This is a genomic window from Cupriavidus taiwanensis (assembly GCF_900249755.1).
Classification (GTDB): Bacteria; Pseudomonadota; Gammaproteobacteria; order Burkholderiales; family Burkholderiaceae; genus Cupriavidus; species Cupriavidus taiwanensis_D.
The window spans coordinates 782,358-800,887 of sequence record NZ_LT976854.1 but is presented as its reverse complement, the minus strand read 5'-3'; the positions used below and the strand labels follow the sequence as shown (position 1 = coordinate 800,887).

The window sequence follows — 18,530 nt, the reverse complement described above, 5'->3', positions numbered from 1 at the left end:
ATTGCCGCATAGACCACGCTATGGGCCCGGACGTCGTCCCGCCCGCGCGGACGAAAAAGCATTTTTTTTCGGGAAAACCCGGCAGAGTGCCCTATCATGCGGCATCCCCATCGGACTCCCTTCCTCTGCAATGACCCGACCTTGCCGCCTGCCGTACCGCTATCGGTGGGCACCCCTGCTGGCGCTAGCGCTCGCGCTGGCCCTTCCCGGGCACGCCCAGACGCTGAAGAAACCGGCGCTGGAAGCCCTGACCGGCAACAGCCCGGCCGTGGCCAGGGCGGCCCAGTCCGACTTGCCGGCGTTCATGGCGGCGGCGGCCAGGGCCGAGCCGCTGGTCGCGCCGGCGGTGGCGGCGTGGCAGTCCAAAGCGCCGCTGTCAGGCGACAACCTGGTCAATGTCGCCCGGCTGCTCGGGGTTTACAACCGGCTGCGCAACGAGACCGCCGCCATCGACGTGCTCGGCAAGATGGTGGCGTTGCGCACCGTGCGCGACGAAAAGATCGCGCAGCACGAGAACCCCGCCATCATCGAGTTCGGCAAGATGATCGAAGGCATGGCGCGCGAATTCGGGCTGGCCTATCGCAATGTCGACAACCGGGTCTTCGAAGTGACGCTGCCCGGCGGCGGCAAGGACACCTTCGGCATCCTGACCCATGCCGACGTGGTGCCGGCCGTGGCCGAGGAATGGGTGCTGGACGACGGCACCAGGCTCGACCCGTTCCGGATCACGCGCATCGGCGACCTGCTGTACGGGCGCGGCACCATCGACGACAAGGGCTCGATCGCCGCGGTCCTGTACGCGATGAAGACCGTCAAGGAAAGCGGCGTGCCGCTCGAGCGCAGCATCCGGCTGATGATCGAAACCACCGAGGAAACCGGCGGCGACGGCATGAAGTACTACCGCCAGCACACCACGCTGCCCGAGTACAACGTGGTGCTCGACAGCAAGTATCCGGCCGTGGTGGCCGAGAAAGGCTCGGGCACGCTGACGGTCTCGTTCGGCATCAAGGCGGCCGACGACAAGCGCGCACCCAGCCAGGCCAACGGCAAGGGCCCGGCCATTGTCGCGATGCGCGGCGCGGCCTCGGCCAACGCCATCCCCGAGACCGCCACGGCGCGCATCGCCGGCGGCGACCCCGCGGCAGTGGCTGCCGCGCTTGAACAGGCGCGCGCGGAATTCCTGCGCCGCTACGCGCCGCGCGGCAAGTTCTCGATCGACGTGAAGCGCGCCGGCAACGACGTCGAAGTCAAGGTGACCGGTGCCTCGGCGCACGGCTCGCGACCGGAAGAAGGCGTGAACCCGCTGCCGCGGCTGGCGCTGTTCCTGCAGGCCAGCGGCGTGCGCTTTGCCGAGAACCACTACCTGAACGCGGTGCGCTACCTCAACGACCTGTACGGCCTGGACTACCTGGGCAACCGCATGGACGTGGCCTACCGCGACCCGTTCATGGGCCCGCTGACCATGTCCCCCACGCTGGTGCGCGAGCGCGGCGAATACGTCGATGTGGTCACCAACGTGCGCATGCCGCGCGGGCGCACGCCGGACGAACTGGGCGGCAAGATCACCAAGCGCATTTTCGGCTGGGCCGCCACCCATGGGCCGGTCGAGATCAAGTACGACCAGGGCAACTGGATGGCGCGCGATCCGAAAGGCGCGTGGCTGTCGACGCTGCTGAACATCTTCGGCGATACCACCGGGCTGGAAGCCAAGCCGGTCGCCACCGCCGGCAGCACCACCGCCAAGCTGATGCCCAACGCCATCAACTTCGGGCCGGCCATGCCGGGCAAGAAGTACACCGCGCACAACGCGCGCGAGTACAAGGAAGTGGCCGACCTCAACCTCGACATGCAGATGTTCACCGAGATGCTGGTGCGGATCGGGAACCTGGACAAGATGCAGTAAGCAGGATCCTCCAAACCCCGATGGTTTTCTCCCCTCTCTCGCGCGCGGGAGAGGGGCCGGGGGAGAGGGCAGGCCCTGGCACACCGACAAGTTTTACTTCACCGTCCGTCCCCGCATCACAACCCCAACTCACTCAACCCCGGATGCCCGTCCGGACGCCGGCCCAGCGGCCAGTGGAACTTGCGCTCCTCCGCCCGGATCGGCGCATCGTTGATGCAGGCAAAGCGCTTGCGCATCAGCCCCGCGTCATCGAACTCCCAGTTCTCGTTGCCGTACGACCGGTACCAGTTGCCGGAATCGTCGTGCCATTCATAGGCAAAGCGCACCGCGATGCGGTTGGCTTCGTGCACCCATAGCTCCTTGATCAGCCGGTAGTCCAGTTCCTTCTGCCACTTGCGCTGCAGGAACGCGACGATATCGGCGCGGCCGTTGACGAACTCGGCGCGGTTGCGCCATGCGCTGTCGACGGTATAGGCCAGCGCCACGCGCGCCGGGTCGCGGCTGTTCCAGCCGTCCTCGGCGGCGCGGACCTTGGCGATGGCGGTTTCGCGGGTAAACGGGGGCAGCGGCGGACGGGTTTCAACGGTTGCGGACATACGGGCTCCTTTGCGGGACAGGCGTTCAAGCCGGGAAGAGAAATGATACAGGTCTGTCTCATTATTAGTAGACAGATCTGTCTTGTCAAGGCGCGCCTCGCAACGAACGGCGGCAGAATTCAAAAGCAAGACCCGGAGTGTGGCGCGCACGCGCTCGCCCTAAAGTTGGCACCATGCAAGCACAAGACAGGAGATTTGCAGTGGGCACCAGCCAGATTCAGCAGCCGGAGATAGCCGTCGCAGGACCGCGCCGGCCGGTTCCGCGGGCAAGTGTCGCGGCCGTGCAGCGCCGGCATGACGCGGACGTGGCCACCCGGGTCGATGGCATCGACTGGGCTGCCGTCGCGCGCGATCTTGACGACTACGGCTGTGCGGCGATTCCCGGCCTGTTGTCGACCGAAGAATGCGACGCGCTCGCGGCCGGCTATGGCAACGACGCGCTGTACCGCTCTCGCATCGAGATGCGCCGGCACGGCTTCGGCCAGGGCGAATACAAGTACTTCCGCTATCCCCTGCCCGGCCTGGTCGCCGCACTGCGCACGGCGCTCTACCCGCACGTGGTGCCGGTGGCCAACCGCTGGAACGCCGCCATGGGCAGCGACATCCGTTATCCTGCCGCGCACCAGGACTTCATCGCGCGCTGCCACCACGCCGGCCAGTTGCGGCCAACGCCCCTGCTGCTGCGCTACGGCCCGGGCGACTACAACTGCCTGCACCAGGACCTGTACGGCGAGCATGTGTTCCCGCTGCAGGTCGCGATCCTGCTCTGCGAACCCGGCCGCGACTTCACCGGCGGCGAGTTCGTGCTGACCGAGCAGCGCCCGCGCATGCAGTCGCGCGCCGAGGTGGTGGCGCTGCGCCAGGGCGATGCCGTGGTGTTCGCGGTCAGCCAGCGGCCGGTGCAGGGCAGCCGCGGCAGCTATCGCGTCAACCTGCGCCATGGCGTGAGCCGGCTGCATGCCGGACAGCGCTACACGCTCGGCATCATCTTTCACGACGCTACGTGAGGCCCGCCATGACCCGCTCCATCCGCCATTCCCTACAACCGGCCCAGGCCGGCCCCGTCGAACAGGACCCGCGCTGGGCACGCGTGCTGGCGCGCGACCCCGGCGCCGACCGCGACTTCGTCTATGCGGTCAGGACCACCGGCGTCTATTGCCTGCCGAGCAGCCCGTCGCGCCTGCCGCATCCGGCCAATGTCGAGTTCTTCGATAGTGCCGCGGCGGCCGAAGCCGCCGGCTACCGGCCCAGCCGCCGCGCGGCACCGCCCGCGCTGGCGGCACGGCACGCGGCCATGGTGGCCGAGGCCTGCCGCCGCATCGAGGCCGCCGACACCGTGCCCACGCTGCCGGAACTGGCCAGCGCCGCGGGCGTCAGCCCCTACCACTTCCACCGCCTGTTCAAGACCGCCACCGGCCTGACCCCGCGCGCCTACGCCGCCGCGCATCGCGCGCGGAAACTGCGCGAGCAGCTGGGCAGCAGCGAATCCGTGACCGAGGCCATCTACGATGCCGGCTTCGGCTCCAACAGCCGCTTCTACGAGACCTCCGACGCCGTGCTCGGCATGACCCCTTCGCGCTACCGCGCCGGCGGCGCCGACATGGATATCCGCTTTGCCATCGGCCAATGCTCGCTGGGCGCGATCCTGGTGGCGCAGAGCGCGCGCGGCGTCTGCGCGATCCTGCTGGGCGACGATCCGCAAGCGCTGCTGCAAGACCTGCAGGACCGCTTCCCGCGCGCCAACCTGATCGGCGGCGACGCGCAGTTCGAGCAACTGGTCGCGCAGGTGGTGGGGCTGATCGAAGCGCCTGCGATCGGCCTGGCGCTGCCGCTGGACGTGCGTGGCACCGCGTTCCAGCAGCGCGTCTGGCAGGCCTTGCGCGAGATCCCCGCCGGCAGCACCGCCAGCTACGCCGAGATTGCGGCCCGCATCGGCGCGCCGCGCGCGGTGCGCGCGGTGGCGCAGGCCTGCGCGGCCAACCACCTGGCCGTGGCGATTCCCTGCCATCGCGTGGTGCGCAGCGACGGCGACCTGTCGGGCTACCGCTGGGGCGTGGCGCGCAAGCGCGAGCTGCTGGAGCGCGAGGCGCAGGGCTGAGCCGCCCTGCCGCTCAATGACTGGCAGTAGCCTGGACCCGTGCCAGGTAGTCGTGGATCTGCGCCACCACCGCCGCGCCTTCGCCAACCGCGGCCGCCACGCGCTTGGTCGATCCCGCGCGCACGTCGCCGATCGCAAACACGCCCGGCACGCTGGTCTGCAGCGGATACGGCACCGCCGACGCGCAGCCCAGCGCGCCGCCGCCGGTGCGCACGAAGCCCTTGCCATCGACCTCGACATGGCAGGTGCGCAGCCACGCCGCATTGGGATCGGCGCCGATGAACAGGAACAGGTGCCGCACTGCCATGGTGACCGGCACGGGATGCTCCGCGCGGCAATCGTAATGCACCGCGCTGAGCCAACCGTCCCCGTCCAGCGCGCTGATCTGGGCATGGGTATGCAGCGTGATATTCGGCAGCGCGGCGATGCGGTCGATCAGGTAGCGCGACATGGTGGCCGCCAGGCCGGGGCCGCGCACCAGCATATGCACGTGCGCCGCGTGCGAGGCCAGGAACACCGCCGCCTGCCCGGCCGAATTGCCGCCGCCCACCAGCATCGCCGGCTCGTTCCTGCACAGCTTGGCCTCCACCGGCGAGGCCCAGTAATACACGCCGCGGCCTTCAAAATGCTCGAGCTCGGCGATGCCGGGCCGGCGGTACTGCGCGCCGGTGGCGATCACCACGGTGTGGGTCGGCACCAGGCGGCCGTCGGCCAGTTCCAGCCGGATCGGATCGGCGCCGCAATGCAGTGCCTTGACCTCCAGCGGAATGGCGATATGCGCGCCGAACTTGAGCGCCTGCACGAACGCGCGCCCCGCCAGCGCCTGTCCGGAGATGCCGGTCGGAAAGCCTAGGTAGTTCTCGATGCGCGCGCTCGCGCCCGCCTGCCCGCCCGGCGAGCGGCAATCGATCACCGCCACCGACAGGCCCTCGGACGCGGCATAGACCGCCGTCGCCAGCCCGGCCGGCCCGGCCCCGACCACCACCACGTCATAGACGTGGTCCGGATCGAACTCCGGCAGCAGCCCCAGGCACGACGCCAGCTGGCCTTCGTCCGGGGCGCGCAGCACGCGGCCGTCGGCGCAGATCACCAGCGGAAAGTCGCTGGCGGGGGCGTTGGCGTAGTCGAGCAGCAAGGAGCAATCGCGGTCGGCGTCGATATCGATGACGGTATGCGGGTGGCCGTTGCGGCGCAGGAAGGCCTGCAGCGCCAGCAGCTGCGGCTCGGTGCCGTGGCCCACCAGCACCGGGCCGCTGCCGAACTCGATCAGCCCGACGCGGCGCAGGATCAGCGCGCGCATGATGCGCTCGCCCAGTTCGGCCTCGGCCACCAGCAGCGCGCGCAGCCGGTCCGGCAGGATCACGTAGCCGTCGGTGTCGGTGACGGCGATGCCGTCGACCAGCGCGGGCCGCCCGGACAGGGTGCCGACCTCGGCCAGGAAGTGCCCCGGCCCCTGCTCGGTGATCTGGTGTTCGCGTCCCAGGCCGTCGCGCCGCATCACGCGCACGCGGCCGCTGGTGACCAGGTACATGCCGCGCCCGGTCTCGCCGATGGCAAACAGCTTCTCGCCGGCGCGCCAGCTCTGCGGGGTGCCGAAGCGCCGCACGCGCGCCATCTCGTCGGCGCTCAGCTGCGGGAACATCTGGTGCCAGCGTGATTCGAGCGTGGAGTACGGGGCCTCCAGCCCGCCACCGGCGTCCGCATTCGGGTCCACATCGGCTGCCACTGCCTCCGCCTGCAAGTTCGCCATGCTGCCTCCCTGATCCCGTCACTACCCGCCGGACGGACCGCATCCCGGCTGCCGCGGCGCGGCCTATCGATAGTAGACGGCGCGACACGGAATGCGAGGCCGGCGGCGCCGGCAGTTGCGCATTGCGCCGGCTTGGGATTGAATGGTCGCCTCGGCGCTCCGGCAAGCCTTTGCCCACCGCCGCCACAGTCAGAAATCACAAGCCTTGATGCCATCCACCCCTGAATCCGATCCGAACCAGCCCGGCGACCGTCCCGCACGCCCGGCATTGCGCCCGCTCACGCCAGTCGAGGGCCGCGTGCTCGGCGTGCTGGTCGAGAAGCAGCACACCGTACCCGATACCTATCCGCTGTCGCTCAACGCGCTGGCTTCCGGCTGCAACCAGAAGACCGCGCGCGCGCCGGTGATGAACGTCAGCGAGGCCGAGATCCTGGAGGCCATCGACGGCCTCAAGGGCCTGAGCCTGGTCTTTGAAGGCAGCAGCAGCCGCGTGCCGCGCTTCGAGCACAACATGCAGCGGGCGCTGGGCGTGCCCAGCCAGTCGGTCGCCCTGCTGGCGATGCTGCTGCTGCGCGGCCCGCAGACCGCCGCCGAACTGCGCCTGAATACCGCGCGCCTGCATGGTTTTGCCGACATTTCCTCGGTCGAGGCCTTCCTGGACGAACTGGCCAGCCAGACGCCGCCGCGCGTGGTGCGGCTGCCGCGCGCCCCGGGCGCGCGCGAAAACCGCTGGATGCACCTGCTGAGCGGCGAAGCCAGCGCCGCCGTGGCCGCCGCGGCCGCCGAGGACACCGGGCGCGCCGCCGAGGGCGGCAGCGCACCGTCGGCCGAACTGGAACAGCTGCGCGCCGAGCAGCAGGCCCTGACCGATAAGGTGGCCAGGCTGCAAGGGCTGGTCGAACACATGGCCGCGCAGCTCGGCATCTCCGCGGACGAGTTTCTCGGCTGAACCGCCACGCCCCGGCCTTCCCTGCTCAATCCCAACTCCTCTGCTGGCCAGAAGTGGTGGGCGGGGTCAATTCATGGCGGTTAATTGCGCAATTAACCCAAGACCTGGTCGCCGTGGCGCTAGATCGCGAGATACGACGCCACCCGAGCCGCGTGATCAGGATCCGGCACCGCGTCGGCGGACGCCGATCGCAAATGGCCGCAGAACCGCAGCAAGGCGGCTTCCATCGCACGAAGCTCCGCGGTCACCGGGCGATCCGCCGCCTGCTTGCGCGCCAGTGCGGCAGCCAGGTTGCGGCGGATCAGGGCCACCTGGGCATCGGCAAAATCCAGGCAACGCTCGCGGCTACGCGCGCTGGCTCCCGCCAGCACCGCCAGCGCGGGCACCAATGCCATCGTGCGGGTGCCCGTCAACCGCAAGGCCGCGATGCCGCCCGCAGCCGCCAGCAGTTCAGGCAGCAGCCAGCGGAACACCTGGTCGCCCCACACTGACTTTTCCTGCGCCTCGTCGTCGCGGCGGCGCTCCAAGGCGTCGGCATAAGCCGGATCGGCCACGCGCCCGCCCCGTGCCAGTTCGCGAAAGCCGTCGCGCGGACCGGCGGCGATGCAGTCGGCGCCGATATAGCCAGGGCCCGCGCGCCGCTGTGCCAGCAGCACCGGCTGCAGCGCATCGGGGGTCCAGGCGTCTAGCGGAACCATCGCGCAGGTGGACGGACGGCTGGCGTGAATCGCGCAGCCGTTGTCGTCCGCCAATGCAGGGCAGCGCTTCAGCGATGGGTAGTCCAGGCCCTGCACGGCCAGCATCAGGTAGTCGCCGCCGGGCAGCGCATGGCCCAGCCTGCCGGCAAGGCCAGCGGCGTCAGCAGCGTGCGCCGAGTCAGCGGGCCGCATGCGCCGCAGCCCGATGGCCCCGACAAAACGATGCTGGTGCCGAAACAGTTCGGCCAGCGTGAGTTGCGGCGGCGAATTGCAGCACTTGCCGCAGGCGCTGCAGTGGAATGACACCACTGCGCCGGTGTCGTCGCTCACCACGGCCGCCGCACCGAGTCGTTGAAGCGGGCCAGGATAAAGGCCTTGACCGGGCCGGATTGCAGGCTGCGCACGGTGGCCGCCACCCACGCTGCCTCGCGGTCCGGTGCGCGCACCGCCAGCACGCTGGCAAACGGCACGCGTGCGTCTTCCATGCCGATGGCGTCGCGCGCGGGCGCCAGGCCCGCCGCCGCGGCCGCGTCGAACGGCAGTGCCACCAGCGCGTGGTCGGCAAGCGCCGATGCCAGCCGTGGCTGCGCAAGCAGCCGGAACTTCAGCCGGCGCGGATTGGCGCGGATGTCCGGCAGCCCTGGCTGCAGGCCGGCTGCCGTATCCAGGCGGACCAGCCCGTACTGATGCATCAGCAGCAAGGCGCGCCCCAGCTCCTGCGCATCGGCGGGCAACGCCACCGTGGCACCCACGGGCAACGCTGCCAGCCGTGCCGCGGTGCGCGAATAGAGACCGGTGGGATAGGTCACGGTATGGGCGACAGGAACCAGCGCCCCGCCCGGGCCCCGCACCCGGGCCAGCGCCGGCGCGTGCTGCGCGATGCTGGCATCGACGCGCCCCGCTGCCAGCGCGGCGCCGGCCCGCGCGCCATCGGCAAAACGCACCGGCTCGATGCGCACGCCGTTCTGCAGTGCGGTGGCGTGCGCCGCGGCCAGCAGTTCGGCATCGGCATCGCGCGCCACACCGATTCGCACGACCAATTCCGCCCGGGCATGCTCGCTGGTGACCAGGACCAGCAGCGCAAGGCCCGTCGTCAATACTTGCCGCCGGTCAACCATCGCGCAGCACCGTCCGAAAGCCGATATGCGACGTGGGCAGGTCGCTTTCCGCCGGCTCGCGCGCCGACGCGCGGTAGCGCACGCAGAAGTCCGGCGCGCACAGGAACGAGCCGCCCTTGATGACCGCGCTGCGCGCGCCCCGGTGCCGGCCCGCGACCGCCGCGGTATCGCCATTGGCATGCGACTGCCGCGGGCCGGTGTACGGGTCCGCGGTCCATTCCCACGCGTTGGCGATCATGTCGAACAGCGCAAGACCATTGGGCGGATAGCAGCCCACCGGCGCCAGTCCGGCAAAGCCATCGCGCGACGTGTTGAGCACCGGAAACACGCCTTGCCAGTAGTTGGCCGTGGGCGTGCCCGCGGCCGTCTGCGGCGCGGTTTCCAGTGCGGCATCGCTGCGTCCGGCCTTGGCCGCAAACTCCCATTCGTCCTCGGTCGGCAGTTCGCGCCCCAGCCAGCGCGCGTAGGCCAGCGCATCGGCCTGGGTCACCAGCGTGACCGGCTGGCCGGCGCGCGCCTGCCAGCCGTCGCCGCCCGCTTCCGCCCCGGCCGCCGCGCGCCCTTGCGGATGGCGCCAGTCGGCGCCGCGCACCATCGACCACCATGCATACGGACGCGCGCGCAGTTCGGCATCGGTGGGCACGTGGAACACCACGGCGGCGCCCTGGCGCTCGGCATCGGTGACATAGCCGGTGGCCTGGACGAAGGCGGCAAACTGCGCCACGGTGACCTCGGTCTGGTCGATCCAGAACGAGCGCACGCGGACCTTGCCGGCCGGGCGCTCGTCCGGATAGCCATGCAAGGTGCCCGGCACGAATTCGCCGCCCGCGACGCGCACCATGCCAGCCGTGGGCGACTGGCGCCACCCTTGCGGCAGCCCGGCATACGCCGCGCACTGCTGCGGCGTGCCAAGGCGCGCGCCGGCGACCGGGCCATCAGCCAGGCCACCGGCCGGCATGGCCCGCGTCATCGCCAGGCCGCCACCGAAGGCCAGGACAGCGGCCATGGCCAGCGCCGGCATGCGCCAGGAACTTGCCTTGTGCTTCATCACTGCCCCGATCAGTAGATCATGCCCGGCACCTTGGGCAGCACCGCCCCCACTCTGGCCGCATAGTCATTCCACCTGGCCTTCAGGTCCGCCAGCACGTCGGGCCGCTGCGCCGCCAGGTCGTTGGTCTCGCCACGATCGGCGCGGATGTCGTACAGCGTCCATTCGCCATGCGCGGGCCCGAACGGGGGCTCGATCCACACCGCTTTCCAGTTGTCGCTGTAGACATAGGTGCGGCCGTACAGCTCTTCGGCAAAGGTCGTGCGCCCGGTGGCTTCGGTCCTGCCCTGCAGCGTCGGCAGCAACGACACGCCGCTGATCGGATAGACATTGCGGCCGTCGTACACCACCTTGCCCGCGTTCCGGTTCACGCCCTTGCTGTCGTACAGCGGTGCGGCAGGTGTCGATGGCGCGCTGATGCCGGCCAGCTCCAGGAAGGTCGGCGCCAGGTCCACCACGTGCGTGAACGCCGACAGCTTCGCCTGCGGCGCCGCGGATGCCGCGCCCGGCAGCTTGACGATGGTCGGCACCGAATGGCCGCCCTCGGACAGGAACGACTTCCACAGCTTGAACGGCGTGGCGCTGACCTCGGCCCAGCGCTGGCCGTAGTCCAGGTTGGCGCGGCCCTTGTAGTCGGGCGTGCCGAGCGTGGGGAACACCGCGGGGTCGGCATTGCGCAAGTTGTAGGACTGGTCGTAGTTGCCGCCGAACTCGTAGTAGCTGGCCTCCGGCCCGTTGTCGGACTGGAACACGATCAGCGTGTTGTCGTATTCGCCGATGTCCTTCAGGTGCTGCACCACGCGGCCGATGTTGTCGTCCAGGTTCTCGACCATGGCGGCGTAGATTTCCATGAAGCGGGCCTGGGCCTTTTTCTCGTCGGCGCTCAGGCTGTCCCACTTGTTGTTGGCGTTCATCACGCGCGTATCCACCCCACCCTGCGCCGCGCTGCGCGTGGCCGATATATAGCTGGCCTGCGCCGTGCCCCAGTTGGCCGTGGCGGGCGTGACCGCCAGGGTCTCGTCGCGGCCGGGGTTGGGCGTGAAGTCGGCCGGGATCAGGCCCAGTGCCTTCTGTCGCGCCAGCCGTGCGGCGCGGATGGGCTCGTAGCCAGCATCGTAGACGCCCTTGTAGCGGTCGAGGTAGGCCGCCGGCGCCTGCAGCGGCGAGTGCGGGGCCTGATAGGTCAGGTAGGCGAAGAACGGCTTGCCGTCGGCGTTCTTGCCCGTGCTGGAATCGATGTAGCGCAGGATCGTGCTGGTATAGAAGTCGGTCGAATAGAAGTTGGTGGTGTCGGGCGTGACGTAGTGCTCGTCCTCGACGTAGGCGGTCGGTCCGTTGCGGCCGAAGTGGTCGCCGCCGCCGCCCAGCAGCGCATAGCTCTTCTCGAAGCCCCATGAGATAGGGGTCTGGCCGGGTGCCGTGGTACCGACCGCCGTGCCCTGGTTGCCGGCGTTCGGCAGGCCGCTGCCCAGGTGCCACTTGCCGGCCATGTAGGTGTGATAGCCGCCGTCCTTGAGCAGTTGCGCGATCGACAGGGCGCGGTCGTTCAGGTAGCCCTCGTAGCCGGGAATGGGTTTGCCGTTCTCGTCGAGGTAGTTGGCATCGGTATTGGCCATGGTGCCCTGGCCGACCAGATGATGGTCGGTGCCCGAGATGATCATCGCGCGGGTCACCGCGCACACCGCCGCGGTGTGATGGTTGGGCAGCAGCCGGCCATCGCGCACCAGCTGGTCCAGGTTGGGGGTGCGGATCTCGCTGCCGAACGCGCCCAGGTCGGAATAGCCCAGGTCATCGGCCATGATGAACAGGATGTTGGGGCGCCGTGCCGCCTGTGGAGGGGTGTCCGGCTGCGCGGTCGACGTCCCGCCGGCACCGGCCGGCGGGTTGTCGTCGCTGCCGCAGCCGGCGGCCAGCGCCAGCACGCCCAGGCACAGGGCTGCCAGCTGGCGCCGCCGGGGCGCGCGGCGCGGGGTTGGGAGGGACGCTGCTCTGGTTGTTGTCATACGCCGGTCTCGCTTCAATGGCTCGGGAAAAGCGTCATGCTAAGAATGCGTCACGCGTCATAGAACGAATGGTTTTGCATATGCTTGTGCGAGGCGCATCCAAGGGCACCATGCCGCAGCCGCTGCACGCCGGCGCGGACGTCGCCTATGCTTTGCACAGGACCGCCGACAAGACTGGGAGAACGCCGCAGCCATGGACAAGACAGCCTTTGTATTCGCCGGCGGCGGAAGCCTGGGGGCGATCCAGGTGGGCATGCTGCGTGAACTGGCGGCCTGGGGCGTGATGCCGGATATCGTGATCGGCGCGTCGGCCGGGGCCATCAACGGCGCCTACTTTGCCTGCAACCCCGGCGTTGCCGGCGCGCAGCGACTCGAGGGGCTATGGCGCGGCATCCGCCGCACCGACATCCTGCCGTGGAGCTGGCGCAGTGTCTGGAATATGTTCGGCGGCGGCCGCGGACATCTGGTGGAAGCGACCGGCTTGCGCAGCCTGCTCGCGCGGCATTTCGGGCCGCGCAACCTGGAAGCCGCCGAACTGCCGCTGCACGTGGTGGCAACCGATATGCAGAGCGGGGACGAAGTGGTGCTGTCCAGCGGCCTCATCGTCGACGCGGTGCTGGCCAGCGCCGCCATCCCGGGCGTCTTTCCGCCGGTGCAGTTCGCGGGCCGCACGCTGATCGACGGCGGCGTGGCCAACAACACGCCGGTGTCCACCGCGGTCGGACTGGGCGCCACGCGCGTGATCGTGCTGCCGGCGGGCTTTACCTGCGCCGAGCGCCGCCCGCCACGCGGTGCGCTGGAGCATGCGTTCAACGCGCTGTCACTGCTGGTGGCGCGCCAGCTGGTGCATGACCTGCAGCACTTCGCCAGCCAGGCGCAGATCAGCGTGGTGCCGCCGCTGTGCCCGCTCGACATCTCGCCCTACGACTATTCCCGCTGCGGCGAGCTGATCGACCGCGCCGCGGCCACCACGGCCGAATGGCTGCGCGGCAAAGGCCTGGACACGCCAGGCATCCCCGGTGCCCTCGCACCGCATTCGCATGACGAAACGGCGCCGAGCTGCAGTACCGACATACCGGCGGCGGCGCCCCACTGAAGCACCTGCGCGCCGCCGGGGGCACCCCGGCGCGATTGCTACAATCCGGCCCATGCCCAGCCAAGCCGAACGCAGCGCCAGTACCCGCCAGTCCCTGATCGACGCCGCCGCTACCCTGCTCATCGAGCAAGGCTACGCCGCCTTTTCCGAAGCGCGCGTGTGCGAGCTGGCGGGCACCAGCCGCGGCTCGCTGCGCCACCATTTCCCGGAAGGCCGCTACGACCTGCTGCCGGCCATGCTGGACTTCCTGCTGCAGCGCGAAGCGGCGCGCCTGGCCGCGCTGGGGCCGCTGGGCCCGTCACTGCGGCTGCACCTGATGCTGCATGTGCTGGCAAACCGGCCGCAGCGGCATGCCTCGCTGGCGATCCTGGAGGTGTGGATGGCAACGCGCGGCGACATTCGCCTCGCCCGCGCCGTGCATGCATCGCTGGCGGCGGTGCCGCAGGCGTTGTTCGGCCAGCCGCCGGACGCGCCGCCGCAGCCGGAATGGCTGGCGCTGCGTTGCTTCCTGCATGGCGCGACCTTGCACAGCTTCGCGCCGGACTACGACGCGCAGCAGCTGTCCGAGGCCGTGCGCTGGCTGATCGCGCTGCTGCCGCGGCCCGACGGCCTGGACGCGGTGCTGGCCCGCATGCAGGCCTGGCCGCGCTAGTCCACATCATCAAGGCAGCCGCGCCAGCAAGCGCTCGTGCAGGGCAGGCGGCAATGCGAGCCGGCCCTTGCGCCCCGGCGCAGCCGGGTCGAACACCACGGCCTGCCCGTCCCAGCTGAGCCGCACCGGCCCGGCACTGGTGAAGGTGCGATGCGCCAGCACCCGGTCACGTTCGGCGCCGTAGATCCGCAGCAATATCCGCTCGCCGCCCAGGTGACAGTATTCGGCGGCATACCGCGCGGCGGCATCGACCGCGGCAACGCGGCGGCAGTTGTGCGCGCCGGCGCGCTCGGTGACGCCGTGGCCGTAGACGATGGCGGTCCAGATGGCGCCGACCGCCAGCACGCGCCCGCCGCTGACCAGCAGCATGCGCCGGGCGCGCGCGGCGCGCCCCTGCGGGGACGCCATGACATAGGCGACCGCACGGAACGCGGCCACCCCCAGCAGCAACAGCGCCACCGCGGCCAGGTGGAAATAGAACGCCGAATCCGGCATCGACGCCATGATCTGGGCCATCCCTGCCCTCCTTCCCCCATCGATGACCGAAGCCGCTGCCAGGATAGACCTGGCAGCGTCCGGCATTCATCAGTCCCGCATTAAATAAATCGACGCGATTTATTCCTGATAATTCATAATGCGCGCCTTATTTCTGCCATGGCACCAGAATAATCAAGCGCCGCACTGACGCCAATTCGGTGTATTCCCGCTGTGTCTATTTTCCGGCGGATTTGTCGGCGGTATTTGCAGCGGGCAGACTGGCAAGCAGGCTCAGCAGCCGTGCCGCCGTTGGCGCCACGATCTGCGCCAGTGCCGCGGCGGTGGCGGCATCGCCATCGCGGGCGGCATGCTCGAGCCGCTGCGCCATCAGCCGCAGCGCATGGCAACCGACGTAGTGGGCGGAGGCCTTGAGCCGGTGGGCGACGCCGCGCACCGTCTCCAGGCTGGCCCCGGCCTGGCGCAGTTGCGCCAGGTCATCGCGGGTCGAGCTCACCAGGGCCTGCAACAGTTCGCTGGCAAACGCCGGATTGCCGAAGGTCTGCGCGGCGATGGCCCGGGCGATGCCGGCGGCCTCGCGCGCGGACAGCGCCACGTAGTGCCGGGCGGCCAGCATGGCCAGCAGCGCCGCTTCGGTGACCGGTGCGCGCAAGGTGGCCACGGCGGCCTCCGTGCGGGTCAGCGCTGGTGCCGCGCCGGGCGGCAGCACCACGGCGCAGACCGCGCCGCGGGCGCGCCATGCCTGCATCAGGGGGGAAGGTATCGCGGCGGCGGCACTCGCCATCACCAGGTCGGCATCGGCGGCCATCTCAGGCACCGTCGCGCTCACGCCCGTCTGCACTGCAAAGCCGAGGTCGCGCAGGATTCGCGCGGCATCCGTTACCCAATCGGAGTCGCTGGCGGGTGCCAGCAACCAGGCCGTTGGGCGTGTCTGCGCTTCGGCGGCCTTCACGCTATCCGACCGCAATATGATGGCGCCGCGCGAAATCGATGACATCGACAATCGATTTTGCGCCGAGTTTCTCCATTACCCGGGTCTTGTGCGTGCTGACGGTCTTGTTCGAAATAAACAGGACCTGGCCGATTTCCTTGTTCGTCATGCCCCGGGCGAGCATCTGCATCACCACCAGTTCCTTGTCCGACAGCGAGGCGAGGCGTTCGGCTTCATCTGCCAGCCCGGATTTGCCGTGATCGATCTCCGGCATCACCGTGTAGCCCGCCAGCACGGACTCTGTGCACCGCACGATCTCGGACAGTTCCTCGGTCTTGCTGACAAAGCCGTGCGCGCCGGCATGGCGAGCACGGGGCGCGAAGGCGTTCTGGTCCTGGCCCGAGATGACCAGGATGCGCACCGCGGGATGGCTGGCCTTGAGGCGCGGAATCACGTCCAGCCCGTTGATCTTGGGAATATCCAGATCCAGGATGACCACGTCGGGCATGTATTGCCGCACGATCTCGATGGCGGCCTGGCCATTGTCTGCCTCGAGCACATGGGTAACGCCCAGCACCTGGGAAAAATGCGTCTTGAGTACGGCACGCACGGGCGGGTGGTCATCGACGATCAGGATGGTGGTCAAGCTTGTACTCCGTTGCAAACATCGCGTTTCCGCGCGACCGCGGCACATCATTGTGCTAAGCAATTGCGCGTTACGAAACCAGAAATTTCCGAGGGGCGGATGGTTTATTCCGAAACGCCGCGCTTGCCGATGCGGTCGCGCCGTTCATGTGATGCGCGGCAAACCCGCCGGAATTGCCGCGCGAATGGCATGTTTGGAATGGTGCGGCAAGGCGGGACCAGATTGTGTTCGATATGTGACGCCACAGGCGGCGGGTCGCCTGCGATTTCGAAATTTCCCTAGCAATTTCAGATTCGTCCTAATGAGCTGGCGGGTCCGCGCCCCTAGAGTGAAGACACTCTACTGACCTCGCCGACCCGCTTGCCGTTCCGTCCGCCCGCTTCCGCTCCCGCTTCACCATCCGCCACCACGCACCCGCTTCGTGCCGCTGTCGATTCCCCGCGACCCGCCGGGCGCCCGGCACGGGTCAGCCGGGCCGCGCGGGCGCGGCGGCGTGCGTGTGCCATGGCCCTGGCCATCGGCCTGTTGCCCGGCCTGTTGCCCGGCCTGTTGCCCGGCCTTTTGCCCGGCGCGCTGACCGCTGCGCTGGCGGCATCCGCGCCAGCGTCCGCCCGGGTGCCGGCGCCGGATTCGCATGCGCAGCTGCTGGGCTGGTCCACCGCCGTGCTGTGCGCGGTCACGCCTTTCCTGCTGGCCTGGATCATCGCGCTGTACCGCGAGGTACGCCGGCGCCGGGCGGCGGAAACCGCCCTCAAAGACTGCGTCGCCATCCAGACCGCGCTGCTCGACGGCATTCCGCAGCCGGTCTACCTGCGCGATGCCTCGCTGCGGCTGGTCGCCTGCAACCGCGGCTATGAGGAACTGCTGGGTGCCGAACGCGGCGCCCTGCTCGGGCAGCCGCTGGACGCCGTGCTGGCGGCACACCCGCTTGCCACGGACATGGCGGAACTCTTGCGCGACTACCGCCAGGTCATCGAAGGCGGCGCGCCGCTGCGCACCGACCGGTGCCTGCGGCTGGGCGACCGCACCCTGCACGTGCTGAACTGGCTGACCCCGCTGCGCGGTGCCGACGGCACCGTCAAGGGCCTGGCCGGCGGCTGCGTCGACCTGACCGAGCGCCACGAGATGCTGGCCGAACTGGCCCAGGCCAAGACCGAGGCCGAAGCCGCCAACCGCGCCAAGTCTGCCTTCCTGGCATCGGTCAGCCATGAGATCCGCACGCCGATGAATGCCATCACCGGCATGCTCGAACTGACGCTGGCGCACAGCGAGCTGCCGGCCGAGCAACGGCTGCAGCTGGTCACCGCGCACAAATCCGCACTGGGACTGCTGGCGCTGATCGACGACCTCCTCGACCTGTCCAAACTCGAGGCGGGCAAGTTCCGCATCCACCCGGCACCGGCGTCGCTGCCAGGCCTGGTCGACGATACCCTGCTGATCTTCGGCCCCGTCGCGGCGCAAAAGGGCCTGCCCCTGACCAGCGGCGTCAGCGCTGCGCTGGCGCCGCTGCATCAGGTCGACGCGCTGCGCTTCCGGCAGATCCTGGCCAACCTGGTGTCCAATGCGGTGCGCTTTACCGACAGCGGCACGATCCACGTGCGGCTGGACGCGCAGGCGCCCGGCGACGGCGTGCAGCAGGTCATGCTGACCGTCTCCGACACCGGCATCGGCATTCCCCTCGCGGCCCAGGCCCGCTTGTTCCAGCCGTTCGAGCAGGTGCACGGGTGCGCGCGCACCCACGCTGGCGGCACCGGGCTCGGGCTGGCCATCTGCCGGCGCCTGGCCACTGCCATGGGGGGCCGCATCACGCTGACCAGCCAGCCTGGCCAGGGCACGCGGGTGGTGGTGTCGCTGCCGCTGGCGATCGCCAGCACAGCGGCCGGCATGGCGGCCACCATAGCGGCCACCACAGCGCCCGGCACGGCGCAGCCGGCCGAACCGGCGCCACCGTCGCCCATGGCGGGTTGCCCGCGGCGCGAGGCCAGCATCCTGGTGATCGACGACCACGCGCCCAACCGCCTGCTGCTGCATCGCCAGCTGGAACACCTGGGCCACCGCGTCAGCACCGCCTGCGATGGCCGCGAAGCCCTGGCCGCGCTGGACCGTGCCAGCTTCGACGTGATCGTTTGCGACTGCGCCATGCCGGTGATGGACGGCCTCGCCTTCACGCGCGCGGTGCGGGCGCGCCACGATGCGCATCGGTATGTGCCCATCGTCGGCTGCACCGCCAGCGCCGTGGCCGGCGACCACGCCGCGGCGCTGGCCGCAGGCATGGACGCGGTGCTGGTCAAGCCGGTGGGCCTGCAGGCGCTGGATGCCGCGGTGTCGCAGGCCTGCGCCGGCCGCCCGGGCCCGCCGCCGGCGGCGGCCCCGCAACCGCCCGGCCAGGCGGGCTGGCAAGGCATGGCCGGGCCCGTCGGCAACGCCGGCAACGCCGGCAACGACGGTTCCCGCTGCCAGGCCGGCCCCGGCGCGCGGGCATCGTGGTGCGCGGTCTGCCGCGCGATGAATGTGCAGTGCGACCGCATTGACCCGCCCGAGGACTGA

Annotated in this window: 16 protein-coding genes; 7 read left to right on the top strand and 9 right to left on the bottom strand. The window is 69.8% G+C overall.

Features of this window, described 5'->3' with window-relative positions:
• Nucleotides 1-130 precede the first annotated feature (130 nt).
• Nucleotides 131-1,903 (top strand): dipeptidase, encoded by a 1,773-nt coding sequence (locus CBM2594_RS19435; protein WP_116358441.1) that lies wholly within the window; start codon nt 131-133, stop codon nt 1,901-1,903.
• 116 nt (nt 1,904-2,019) lie between these two features.
• On the opposite strand, the gene CBM2594_RS19430 is transcribed toward CBM2594_RS19435, so the two are convergent.
• Entirely contained in the window at nt 2,020-2,499 is a 480-nt protein-coding gene (locus tag CBM2594_RS19430) for a nuclear transport factor 2 family protein (protein WP_116358440.1), read from the bottom strand.
• A gap of 200 nt (nt 2,500-2,699) precedes the next feature.
• Between CBM2594_RS19430 and CBM2594_RS19425 the strand changes: the two genes are divergently transcribed.
• Nucleotides 2,700-3,506 (top strand): 2OG-Fe(II) oxygenase, encoded by an 807-nt coding sequence (locus CBM2594_RS19425; RefSeq protein ID WP_116358439.1) that lies wholly within the window; start codon nt 2,700-2,702, stop codon nt 3,504-3,506.
• An 8-nt stretch (nt 3,507-3,514) separates the two neighbouring features.
• A complete protein-coding gene (gene ada, locus CBM2594_RS19420; RefSeq protein ID WP_116358438.1) occupies nt 3,515-4,597 on the top strand; it encodes a bifunctional DNA-binding transcriptional regulator/O6-methylguanine-DNA methyltransferase Ada in 1,083 nt (360 codons plus the stop codon).
• A 13-nt stretch (nt 4,598-4,610) separates the two neighbouring features.
• Here the strand turns inward: ada and CBM2594_RS19415 are convergent, their stop codons facing one another.
• A complete protein-coding gene (locus CBM2594_RS19415) occupies nt 4,611-6,347 on the bottom strand; it encodes an FAD-dependent oxidoreductase (RefSeq protein WP_116358437.1) in 1,737 nt (578 codons plus the stop codon).
• 208 nt (nt 6,348-6,555) lie between these two features.
• Between CBM2594_RS19415 and CBM2594_RS19410 the strand changes: the two genes are divergently transcribed.
• Entirely contained in the window at nt 6,556-7,296 is a 741-nt protein-coding gene (locus CBM2594_RS19410) for a YceH family protein (protein WP_116358436.1), read from the top strand.
• 119 nt (nt 7,297-7,415) lie between these two features.
• Here the strand turns inward: CBM2594_RS19410 and CBM2594_RS19405 are convergent, their stop codons facing one another.
• The 4 genes from CBM2594_RS19405 to CBM2594_RS19390 form a co-directional block, all read right to left on the bottom strand.
• Nucleotides 7,416-8,324, bottom strand: coding sequence for a YkgJ family cysteine cluster protein (locus CBM2594_RS19405; protein ID WP_232346680.1), 909 nt, complete (start codon nt 8,322-8,324; stop codon nt 7,416-7,418).
• Complete coding sequence (locus CBM2594_RS19400; RefSeq protein WP_232346679.1) at nt 8,321-9,028, bottom strand: MetQ/NlpA family ABC transporter substrate-binding protein; 708 nt, start codon at nt 9,026-9,028, stop codon at nt 8,321-8,323. The genes CBM2594_RS19405 and CBM2594_RS19400 overlap by 4 nt, the downstream gene beginning before the upstream one ends.
• A 76-nt stretch (nt 9,029-9,104) precedes the next feature.
• Nucleotides 9,105-10,160, bottom strand: a complete 1,056-nt coding sequence (locus CBM2594_RS19395) for a formylglycine-generating enzyme family protein (protein ID WP_116358434.1) — start codon at nt 10,158-10,160, stop codon at nt 9,105-9,107.
• 11 nt (nt 10,161-10,171) lie between these two features.
• Entirely contained in the window at nt 10,172-12,163 is a 1,992-nt protein-coding gene (locus CBM2594_RS19390) for an arylsulfatase (protein ID WP_116358433.1), read from the bottom strand.
• A gap of 193 nt (nt 12,164-12,356) precedes the next feature.
• Here CBM2594_RS19390 and CBM2594_RS19385 point away from each other — a divergent pair, with 193 nt between their 5' ends.
• Nucleotides 12,357-13,259, top strand: a complete 903-nt coding sequence (locus CBM2594_RS19385) for a patatin-like phospholipase family protein (RefSeq protein WP_116358432.1) — start codon at nt 12,357-12,359, stop codon at nt 13,257-13,259.
• A gap of 52 nt (nt 13,260-13,311) precedes the next feature.
• The gene (locus CBM2594_RS19380; RefSeq protein WP_116358431.1) at nt 13,312-13,911 is read left to right on the top strand and encodes a TetR/AcrR family transcriptional regulator; all 600 of its coding nucleotides are present in this window, start codon (nt 13,312-13,314) and stop codon (nt 13,909-13,911) included.
• Nucleotides 13,912-13,920: 9 nt separating this feature from the next.
• On the opposite strand, the gene CBM2594_RS19375 is transcribed toward CBM2594_RS19380, so the two are convergent.
• From CBM2594_RS19375 to CBM2594_RS19365, 3 genes are all read right to left on the bottom strand, one after another.
• On the bottom strand, nt 13,921-14,427 hold the full coding sequence (locus CBM2594_RS19375) for a hypothetical protein (RefSeq protein ID WP_116358430.1): 507 nt from the start codon (nt 14,425-14,427) through the stop codon (nt 13,921-13,923).
• Nucleotides 14,428-14,623: 196 nt separating this feature from the next.
• The gene (locus CBM2594_RS19370) at nt 14,624-15,235 is read right to left on the bottom strand and encodes an Hpt domain-containing protein (protein WP_232346678.1); all 612 of its coding nucleotides are present in this window, start codon (nt 15,233-15,235) and stop codon (nt 14,624-14,626) included.
• Nucleotides 15,236-15,359: 124 nt separating this feature from the next.
• Nucleotides 15,360-15,983, bottom strand: coding sequence for a response regulator transcription factor (locus CBM2594_RS19365; RefSeq protein WP_116358428.1), 624 nt, complete (start codon nt 15,981-15,983; stop codon nt 15,360-15,362).
• A 504-nt stretch (nt 15,984-16,487) separates the two neighbouring features.
• Between CBM2594_RS19365 and CBM2594_RS19360 the strand changes: the two genes are divergently transcribed.
• Complete coding sequence (locus CBM2594_RS19360; protein ID WP_232346677.1) at nt 16,488-18,530, top strand: PAS domain-containing sensor histidine kinase; 2,043 nt, start codon at nt 16,488-16,490, stop codon at nt 18,528-18,530.